Source organism: Pseudoalteromonas sp. TB51 (assembly GCF_000498055.1).
Taxonomy (GTDB): Bacteria; Pseudomonadota; Gammaproteobacteria; order Enterobacterales; family Alteromonadaceae; genus Pseudoalteromonas; species Pseudoalteromonas atlantica.
Genome location: NZ_AUTO01000167.1, coordinates 1 through 9793 on the forward strand (window position 1 = coordinate 1; position 9793 = coordinate 9793).

The 9793-nt window shown below is 40.8% G+C and carries 10 protein-coding genes, 1 pseudogene and 1 other annotated feature; of the genes and pseudogenes, 9 read left to right on the forward strand and 2 right to left on the reverse strand.

The genetic code is table 11. The features are described from left to right. The 3 genes from L650_RS0108650 to L650_RS0108660 all read left to right on the forward strand — a co-directional run. The coding region (locus L650_RS0108650) for a TonB-dependent receptor domain-containing protein (RefSeq protein ID WP_029772853.1) at nt 1-1538 on the forward strand (1538 nt) is incomplete at its 5' end. A gap of 9 nt (nt 1539-1547) precedes the next feature. Next, nucleotides 1548-2561, forward strand: coding sequence for an MBL fold metallo-hydrolase (locus L650_RS0108655; RefSeq protein ID WP_029772854.1), 1014 nt, complete (start codon nt 1548-1550; stop codon nt 2559-2561). Nucleotides 2562-2666: 105 nt separating this feature from the next. Beyond that, nucleotides 2667-3062 carry a DUF4019 domain-containing protein gene (locus tag L650_RS0108660; RefSeq protein ID WP_223230555.1) on the forward strand — a complete coding sequence of 132 codons (396 nt, stop codon included), beginning with the start codon at nt 2667-2669 and terminating at the stop codon, nt 3060-3062. Nucleotides 3063-3245: 183 nt separating this feature from the next. Here the strand turns inward: L650_RS0108660 and L650_RS0108665 are convergent, their stop codons facing one another. Further along, nucleotides 3246-4145: a LysR family transcriptional regulator gene (locus tag L650_RS0108665; RefSeq protein ID WP_029772856.1), complete on the reverse strand. Its 900-nt coding sequence runs from the start codon at nt 4143-4145 to the stop codon at nt 3246-3248. Between the two features lie 221 nt (nt 4146-4366). Between L650_RS0108665 and L650_RS0108670 the strand changes: the two genes are divergently transcribed. The 3 genes from L650_RS0108670 to L650_RS0108680 all read left to right on the forward strand — a co-directional run bounded on the left by L650_RS0108670 (nt 4367) and on the right by L650_RS0108680 (nt 6955). Beyond that, complete coding sequence (locus L650_RS0108670; RefSeq protein WP_024032822.1) at nt 4367-5521, forward strand: iron-containing alcohol dehydrogenase; 1155 nt, start codon at nt 4367-4369, stop codon at nt 5519-5521. A gap of 134 nt (nt 5522-5655) precedes the next feature. Beyond that, nucleotides 5656-5835: a hypothetical protein gene (locus L650_RS23670; RefSeq protein WP_085065450.1), complete on the forward strand. Its 180-nt coding sequence runs from the start codon at nt 5656-5658 to the stop codon at nt 5833-5835. 484 nt (nt 5836-6319) lie between these two features. Then, nucleotides 6320-6955, forward strand: coding sequence for a trimeric intracellular cation channel family protein (locus L650_RS0108680; RefSeq protein ID WP_029772857.1), 636 nt, complete (start codon nt 6320-6322; stop codon nt 6953-6955). 3 nt (nt 6956-6958) lie between these two features. Here the strand turns inward: L650_RS0108680 and L650_RS0108685 are convergent, their stop codons facing one another. Beyond that, entirely contained in the window at nt 6959-7324 is a 366-nt protein-coding gene (locus L650_RS0108685) for a GNAT family N-acetyltransferase (RefSeq protein WP_029772858.1), read from the reverse strand. A 165-nt stretch (nt 7325-7489) separates the two neighbouring features. Between L650_RS0108685 and L650_RS0108695 the strand changes: the two genes are divergently transcribed. From L650_RS0108695 to L650_RS0108705, 3 genes and pseudogenes are all read left to right on the forward strand, one after another. Next, on the forward strand, nt 7490-8329 hold the full coding sequence (locus L650_RS0108695; RefSeq protein ID WP_029772859.1) for a DUF417 family protein: 840 nt from the start codon (nt 7490-7492) through the stop codon (nt 8327-8329). A 15-nt stretch (nt 8330-8344) separates the two neighbouring features. After that, nucleotides 8345-8485, forward strand: a pseudogene (locus L650_RS23675) (Rho-binding antiterminator); the annotation flags it as partial. 49 nt (nt 8486-8534) lie between these two features. Next, nucleotides 8535-9754, forward strand: a protein-coding gene (locus tag L650_RS0108705; protein WP_223230517.1) for an IS3 family transposase whose coding sequence is annotated in 2 segments (ribosomal slippage) — nt 8535-8823 and nt 8823-9754 — 1221 coding nt in all. Because the reading frame shifts where the segments join, the coding sequence is not laid out codon by codon here. Then, nucleotides 8813-8929: a sequence feature (AL1L pseudoknot), on the forward strand. (Overlaps the previous gene by 117 nt.) Nucleotides 9755-9793: the final 39 nt, after the last annotated feature.

Genomic DNA, 9793 nt, shown 5'->3' on the forward strand with positions numbered 1-9793 from the left:
GGCTGCCACCACTAGATGCTATTGAACGTATTGAAGTTGTGCGTGGGCCTATGTCTACGTTGTATGGGTCGGATGCAATTGGCGGCGTTATTAATGTTATAACCCGTAAAAATTACGACAATTGGCATGCTAATGTTCGCCTAGAAACCACACAGCAAGAAAACAGTAATTCGGGTGATGAATACCAAGGGCAAATATATGCAGCGGGGCCATTAATAAAAGATTTATTAAGCGTTAACCTTTCGGCTCTTTACCAAGAGCGTGAAGAAGATGAAATTGAGCGCGGTTACGGTGAAAAAGAGCTGACAAGTTACAGTGGTACACTGCATTTAACAGCCACCCAGCACGATGTGATATCGCTTGAATACAGCGAACACGATCAAAAACGTATTTCTACCTCGGGGCTATCGTTACCTAGTCGAAATAGCTCTAGCGAAACGAACAATAACCGCAGCACGTGGTCGTTAGTACATAAAGGTAGCTATAGTTGGGGCGCTGCGCATTCGTATATTCAACAAGAGTCGGTTGAAAACGAAGGCCGTGAAATAACTATCGAAAATACCTTAGCAAATACGCAGTGGTCAATTGCACTTGAAAACCACCATGTAACATTAGGCGGCGCATTTGAACAAGAAAAGCTTGATGACAAAACAACAAACGCAGCCACTATTACTAAAATAGATAACAAACAATGGTCGCTATTTGCTGAAGATGAGTGGAGCTTACACCCCGATTTTACCCTTACCACGGGTTTACGAGTTGATGATAACGAGCAGTTTGATTCGCACTTGAGTCCACGCCTGTACGGAGTTTGGAATATTAATGAGGCATGGACCTTTAAATCGGGCGTAGCTACCGGTTACAGAGCGCCAGATTTACGCGAGCTTAGCCCTAATTGGATCCAAAGCAGCCGCGGTGGCGACTTATATGGAAATGCTGACCTAGAGCCCGAAACATCCGTCAGTAAAGAAGCGGCTGTGTATTATGCTAACAGTGATTTTCAAACTAATATCACGGTTTTTCATAATAGCTTTGAAGACAAAATTAACACCGTTTTATGTCCTATCACAGTGTGTGGTGATGAAACCGACCGCTATAACATCAATATTGATAAAGCGGTGACTTATGGGGCTGAGCTAAATATAGAAACAATGTTAAGTGCAGATATTACTCTTGCAACTAGCTACAGCTATACGTTTTCTGAGCAACGCAGTGGCGACAATAAAGGCCAGCCACTTACGCAAATACCTAAACATTTAGCAACGCTAAATATTAACTGGGATGTAAGCGATAACATTAATACGTGGGCACGTGCTAATTACCGCGGTAAAGAAACCGAAGCAGCCTCTATAACTAGCCGTTTAACCTCAGCCCCTTCTATTGCAACAGCAGATATAGGCAGTGCGTGGCAAGTAAACGGTAACGTTAAAGTTATGTTTGGTATTTACAATATATTTGATAAAGCAACCAGCTACGATGAATACGGCTATGTAGAAGATGGCCGACGCTACTGGCTAGCTATAGATACAAAACTATAAGGGGTTTTTATGCCAAAATTTATATTATCTGCTGTGGTACTTAGCTTTTTAGCTACGTACCCGGCTATTGCGCAAAATACACAATTAACAGCGCAAGATTATGTCGAAAAAGGCATGCAGTACGCTGATGAGTTTCCGGGGTTAACAAGCCTATGCGATATACAAAACCCGTTACGTGATTTAACAAAGCGTGTTCGCACTAATAATGAAGGTAAAAAGCGCAGTAAAAAGTTGGGTAGTAAACGGCGCTCATCAACGATTGAATCTACACAAGTGTTTGACAACCTTTATTATGTAGGTACTGGTGGAGTGGCAAGTTGGGTAGTTAAAACATCACAAGGGCTTATTGTTATTGATGCGCTAAATAACAACGAACAAGCTAAAAATTACATTGAAAAAGGTTTGCTCACACTAGGCTTAAACCCCGAAGATATTAAGTATTTAATTATTAGCCATGGGCATGGTGATCATTACGGTGGGCAAGAGTACTTAGTTAATAAATACAAACCGCGTGTTGTAATGAGTGAGGTTGAGTGGCGACGATTAGAACAACCAAAGCTTGATTTTGAAAGCCCACGTTGGGGCAAACGGCCAACAAGAGATATAAGCATAAAAGAGGCGGATACAATTACGCTTGGCGATACCAGCATTGGCGTTCATTTAACGCCTGGACACACCCCTGGCACTATTTCGTTGTTGTTCCCAGTATACGATAACGGCAAAAAACATATGCTAAGCCTGTGGGGAGGGACTGGGCTAAACTATGGGCCTGATATTGAGCGAATTAGCGCTTACAGTGTTGCCGCTAAACGTTTTGGCAATGTGGCAATACAAGCCGGTGTAGATGTGTTTATATCAAACCACCCTAAACGCGATGGTTCGTTTGAGCGCATAAAGCAACTTAAAAATAGAGCCCCCGAGGCGGCGCATCCATTTGTAATAGGCCAAGAGCAAGCCTCGCATGGTTTTTCTATGTTGAGCGATTGCACTTACGCGCAGGTTTTAAAAATTAAAGGAGAGTAAGGCACTTATTTGCAAAAGTTTTTAATATTAGGGGTTAACCATTTAACCAATGTGTTGTAATTTGGAGTATCTATATTTACTTTTAACGCCAGATTAAAAGGAAGAATGATGAAACCCCTCATTTTAATTTTATGCTTGTTTATAAGCTGCTCAGTGTGGGCCGAAACCACTAAAAATATGCCCGTAGCAATAAACTGGTTACAGTTAATTGATGCGGGTGAATACACAAAAAGTTGGCAACAAGCCGATGCGCTATTTAAATCGCAATTAAGTAAAGCAAACTGGAAAAGCGCCCTAAACACAGTGCGTGCGCCACTAGGTAAAGTGGCTACGCGAGAACAAATAAGTGCTAATGCTTACTCATCTTTACCTGGTGCCCCGCAAGGTGAATACCTTATTGTGCAATTTAAAACGCAATTTTCAGCAAGGCTTGCGGTTGAAACCCTTACATTAAGTAAAAGCAGTGGGCAATGGCGCGCGGTTGGCTATTTTATTAAATAACCAGCGTTCAATATCAATCCGTAATAATACATAATCATTTTCAGGGGCTAAACGTGTCGCTATCTGCGTTAAAAAATTCTCATTTAGAACAACTAAGTAGCGAATTTTTTGCCTTGCTATCATCACGCTTACCTATCCTCAAAATAGATCACTTAATTATGCGGATTGGTATAAGTTAAAAAACTATTTTGCGTATTTATTAATATTAGAAAAAGCCATTAACACATCGCGGGCATAATTAAGCCGCGGGTGAGCAAGCGCCCCTTTACGCCACGCTAAGTACAAATTGTTTTCCGGCCCTTGCGGACCAAGTTTAATTAATCTACCCGATTGAATATCGTCATGACATATATAATCAGGCAGCACGGTATAGCCTACACCGGTTCTTACTATGCCGGCGAGCGCGCGTATGTCGGGGCAGCGTGCAATTATTTTTGACGTACAGTTTTGTTTAAATACAGTATCAAAATACTGGCGTATAAGCGGTAATTGACTGTCGTAACTGACCACCGGCAGCGTATTTAAAAGTGCTGGCGTAATGGTTTGCCCCTCTAAGCTTTGCGCTAATAAACGGTGCGCCACCAGTACTAGATCTTCGCTGTCGAGCACTTCAAAGTCGTAAATTTTGTTATCGGGCAGGGAGGCTGTAATAGCCATATCGGCAACGCCGGTGTCGAGCGCTGAATAAATTTGCTCACGATTACCAGGCAGCACGACCACATCAACATTGCCTGCTTGTAACAAATTTGCCAGCTGTGCTGAGGCAACATAACTAATATATTCGGCGGGTCCGGCTAGTGTAATCGTTCCGCTCACATCGTTTGAACGGGTGCGTACAGAGGCAACTTTTTGCTCTATAGCATCAAGGTGATTTGCCACTTGGCCTGCTAAATCGTGGGCGGCATTACTTGGTTCTACGCCTCGGTGACGCCGCTCAAATAACGATTTACCTACCACCGACTCCATTGTTTGTATATGCGCGGTTGCAGCTGGTTGCGACAGCCCCAAATTTTTAGCAGCCCGAGAGATGTTTTTACAACGATATACCTCAACAAAGGTGCGTAATTGTACAAAATAAGACATAAAACATTAGGTATCAGAAATCCGATGGGTAAAGCAAGATTAACTGAATTCTAGTTATTGTAAAGTGCGCGTACACTTGCGCTCGTTCAGTTAGACATTAACCGTTTTCATATTTAATTTATAAAATAGGTAATTAATTACTTGAAAGTTAACTATTAATTCCCATTTTATAAAGCAATGAGCACTAGGGGCTGAGCCCCGTAACCAAGTAGAGTACAAATATGTTAAATTTTGCATTTAAAAACCGCACCGAGATTTTATTCGGCAAAGATCAAATTAATGAGATCGCAAGCCGCGTACCAAGCCAAGGCAAGGTCATGTTTTTATACGGTGGCGGTTCGATCAAAAAGAACGGCGTATATGACGATGTAGTAAATGCACTTGAAGGTGTGGACTTTGTGGAGTTTTCGGGAGTTGAGCCAAACCCAACTTACGAAACACTTTCAAAAGCTGTAGAAATTGTGAAAGAGCAAAACGTTAGCTTTATATTAGCTGTAGGCGGCGGTAGTGTTATCGACGGCGCTAAATACGTAGCGGCAGCAGCAAAATACGAAGGCGACGGCTGGGATATTTTAGTTAATGGCGCAGAAGTAAAAAGTGCATTACCTATTGGCGCGGTATTAACGCTTCCGGCTACTGGCTCAGAAAGCAACGGTAACTCGGTTGTTACCCGTAAAGAAACCCAGCAAAAACGTGCCTTTGGTACGCCAATAGTGCAACCGCAATTTGCTGTGCTTGATCCTACGTATACATTCTCACTGCCTACTCGCCAAATTTCTAACGGTGTAGTTGATGCGTTTGTACATGTTATTGAGCAATACTTAACGTACCCAGTTAATGCGCCACTGCAAGACCGTTTTGCAGAAGGCATTTTATCTACGCTAATTGAGCAAGGCCCTAAAGCCCTTGAAAACCCAGAAGATTACGACGTACGTGCAAACGTAATGTGGTCGGCAACGATGGCACTAAATGGCTTAATTGGCCAAGGCGTACCGCAAGATTGGTCTACGCATATGATTGGCCACGAGCTAACAGCGCTTTATAGCTTAGATCACGCTGTAACACTTGCGATTGTATTACCACCGCTTATGTTTGTTCAGCAAGAGCAAAAACGCGCTAAAATTATTCAGTTAGGTGAGCGTGTATTTGGCCTTGATATGCAAGACAAAAACGAGCTGATTGATGCAACCATTAAACATACTCAAGACTTTTTTGAGCAAATGGGTATTAAAACAAAACTTGGCGATTACGACTTAGGTGAAAACGCGGTTGAAGCCGTTGCCAACAACCTTGAGCGTAACGGCATGACAGCCCTTGGCGAACATGGCGATATTGACATAGCTAAAGCGAAGAAAATTTTAAGCCTAGCGCTTTAATTTAATTGTTTTTTGAATGGCGCTTTTTAGCGCCATTTTTTATGCTCAAAAAGCTAAAAGCTAAAAGCTAAAAGGTGCAATTAACTAAGCGAGTTTATTATTTAACTCTACAACACAGCTAACAGGGACTTACCATGCGCGGCTTTTTATTATTTATTGGTTACTCATCTTATATTGGCAGTGTGGGCGATGGCCTGCTTGGCTTGTATGCACTATGGGTTTTAATAAGTAATAATTTAGCACTTTTGAGCTTATCACTTAATGACTTTTTAGCGCAGTATGTAGAGTTTATACCAATCCGCTTAATTAAGTGATCTATTTTGAGGATAGATAAACGTGTTGATAGCTAGGCAAAAAATTCGTTATTTAGTTATTCTAAATGAGAATTTTTTAACGCAGATAGCGACACGTTTAGCCCCTAAAATGATTAAGTATTATTGCGGGTTGGTATTAGGTATTGGGTGAAGCAGGTTTCTTTTATGTCATGCCGCAAAGCTTTGCTAATTGGTTATTCGGCATTCCAGCCGTTATTTACTTTCCCGTACGTATATTAATGAGCTTAGTAATTGACTAAAAAAGGCGACTCAGCTAAAAATAAAAAATGTGTAAAAACTACTCACTTTTAAAATAATTACCTTTTTAAATACCGCATATCACAATAACCCATCATTAATTCCATCAAAAATTTATTAACTCATTGTTTTTAATTGCATTTTCAATCCTCGCTTTTGGCTTTTGCTAATTACATCTGGCATATAAATTGATACACCAAAGTATAAAATTTAAAAGGGAATGCACATGACTGCTGAATACTTTATGGTGTTGGGGCTGCTCGGAGTGGCTTTTTTTTCGGTTGCAGGAGCACTGCTAGGTTACGAGAAAAACATAAGTGGTTTTGGGGTGGTTGTGGTGGCTACTGTCACTGCGCTTGGCGGCGGTACTCTCAGAGACATTTTGCTAAATAAGCCTGTATTTTGGATTGCTACGCCCGAATATTTATACTCAACTTACGCAGCCATTGTGGCCACAATATTATTTGTACGTTACTTGCCTCATGTAAATAACTCTTATTTTTTATTCGTCGATGCCATAGGCATGGGTTTGTTTAATATTATGGGGATCGAAAAAGCGCTGATTAGCGGCACAGGTATGTTAATCGCCATTACTATGGGTGTAACAACCGGTATTTTTGGTGGGCTTATACGCGATGTAATTTGTCGTGAGTTGCCCTCGGTTATGCGAAACGAACCTTATGCCTCAGCCTGTTTAATTGGCGGCCTTGTATATGCAGCGTTGTTTACTTTAAGTATTGATTACATTTGGTGTATTTTAGGCTCACTTTTTACCACTGTATTTTTAAGATTAGGCTCGCTTAAATGGGGCTGGCACCTAACCATTTTCAGAAAAAAAGATTTTAAAGATCAAAGAGAGTAGCTCTTAGTTATTTATAGGCTGGGTTTGCATATGGTACTCATAGTTATCTTCCCCAGTGACCTTAAAGCCTAGTCGAGTATAAAGTGCTTTAGCAGGGTTGTTTTTAAGTACTGTTAGTTTGATAGGCTTTAACTTTGCAGTTTTAATTACTTGCTCAATAACGCCTCTGCCGTAGCCTTTATTTTGATGGTTGGGGTGTATTTGCAATTGCATTATTTCAATGTGGCTACCCCATATTTTGTACTTTAACGTACCTATGGTATTACCATTAAACTGTATAAGATGAGAGCAATCGTATTGCTCGTCAACCCTTTCATTATGCTGTTGCTCAGTTAAAAATAAGCCGGCCACCTCAAGGTGCTCTACCATAGTAAGTTTTCTAAGACATAATTAATAGCCGCGCTTTTCGCGCGTGGCTTTTGTAAACGTAAAAACCAAAATGTCCTTCCTTGTATTAAAAAATTTAACTTTAGTTGAATCACTTTTTGTAAAAATTAGGTCTTTATTAGCCATTACAGATTTAATGGGCACACAATGAACATAACACACACAAATAACGCACTCACCTTTTTACTTACACTTAGCTTTGCATTACTTGGTGTATCGTTTGCTTTAGGTGCAAACCCAAACACACTCTCAGCTACCTTTAGTTTTTATGAACTTGATACCTTACTAAGTAACAATACATTAGGTTTGCTCACAGGCACCGCGATGATTGCGTTGGCAGTCACCACCTTAGCTGCGCATTTTAAATTAATAAAGCCGATGCCTGCACTTATACTCGCGTTAGTTGTTAGCATAGTGCCTTTACTTACCTTATTTGCCAGTAACCGCTGGATGGCACAGTTAGGCGGCTTTCCAATTATTGGCAGTGGGCAAGGCATAATTAAATACTTTGCTGTTATCCCTTTGTATTTATTTTTGTTTTATAAAAATAAACTAACAGACAAACAACACGTACTTTTAAACTTTATACCGGTTGCTATGGTTTTACTGTGGATTGGCGGCATGAAATTTTATGAGTTTGAAGCCAAAGCCATTGTAGGACTTGTAGAAACCTCACCGTTTATGTCGTGGTTATACACGGTATTTAGCGTACAAGGCGCATCAAATATCATTGGTGGGTTTGATGTATTATTTGCAGTACTACTTGGTGCGGGCATTTTACTTAACAATAAAAAGCTTATTATTGTTAGTGGTTTAGCGTGTTTAAGTGTATTTTTAATGACCCAAACATTTTTAATAACCGCAACCGGCGCATTTAGCTCAAGTACGCTATTAGAGCGTTTAGGGCAATTTGTCATCAAAGATTTATGGTATGTAGGCAACTTAATTGTTATTGCCACTTTAATGCTATTTAAACCAGCTAAATAATGTAAAGAGAAATTTATGATCAGTTGCAACCATTACGATTACATCGAAATTGCCTGTATGCACCATTTACGCATTGAGCTTATATTAAAAAATGGTGATAGTGTCTGTGGAGTAGCAACTGATACAAAACGCAATGCACTCAAACAAGAGTGCATTGAATCGCCCCGTGTTTGCCAGAGACTCAATAACTTGAGAAACTGGAACTATGAAAAAATCAAATCGCTATACATCAGAATTTCGTGAACGTGCAATTAGGCTTGTTACCACACAACAGCATGAATACCCTTCTCTTTGGGCTGCGCTAGTATCGATTTCAGATAAACTGGGATGTACCCCAGAAACACTTAGAGCATGGGTCAAGAAATCTCAAGCTCAACCGTCTAAACCCTCTTCTAATACGCAATCAACTGAAGAACGCCTTGCCGTCTTAGAGCGCGAGAATAAAGAGCTCAAGCGAACGAATGATATCCTGAGGCAAGCTGCCGCTTTTTTCGCCCAAGCGGAGCTCGACCGCAAACAGAAGTAATAGTGGATTTTATTGATGCTTGCAGAGAGCATTACGGTGTCGAGTCAATTTGCAAGGAATTGCCGATTGCACCATCAACGTATTATTCTCATAAACAGATACAAAGAGAGCCTGAGCGACTGTCTAACCGCAAAAAGCGTGATGCTGAGCTGATAATACTCATTCGCGAAGTGTGGGAGGATAATATGTCAGTTTATGGTGCAAGAAAAATATGGAAGCAGCTACAGCTTGACGACCATCAAGTCGCCCGCTGTACAGTCGAACGATTGATGCGAGTTATGGGAATTCAAGGTGTTCGTCGGGGTAAAGCACATAAGACAACGATACCTGACGAGCAACAAGATAAGCCACTTGATTTAGTTAATCGTCAATTTACTGCTGAGCAGCCAAATCAACTTTGGGTAGCTGACATCACCTATGTTGCCACATGGAGTGGGTTTGTTTATGTCGCTTTCGTGATAGATGTTTTTTCACGATACATTGTAGGTTGGCGTGTATCAACGACAATGCACACAGAGCTTATTCTTGATGCGTTAGAGCAAGCTATTTGGCATCGTGGCAACCCCGAAGGGTTAATTCACCACAGCGACAGAGGCAGCCAATATTTGTCTATACGATACACTGAGCGACTTGCTGAAGCTGGAATTCAAGCGTCTGTAGGCAGTGTGGGTGACTCTTATGACAATGCATTGGCTGAAACAATAAATGGATTATTTAAAACAGAGATTATTCGCAGAAATGGCCCGTGGAAGAATGTTGATGCTGTTGAATACGCAACGTTAGAGTGGGTCAATTGGTTTAATAATCAACGCTTATTATCTTCAATTGGGTATATTTCACCAGCTCAATATGAAACAGACTACTATGATAATTTAAACGAGTCAGGTAAAGTGGCCTGACTTAAACAAACTGGTCTCCGATGAACTCGGGGCGATTCA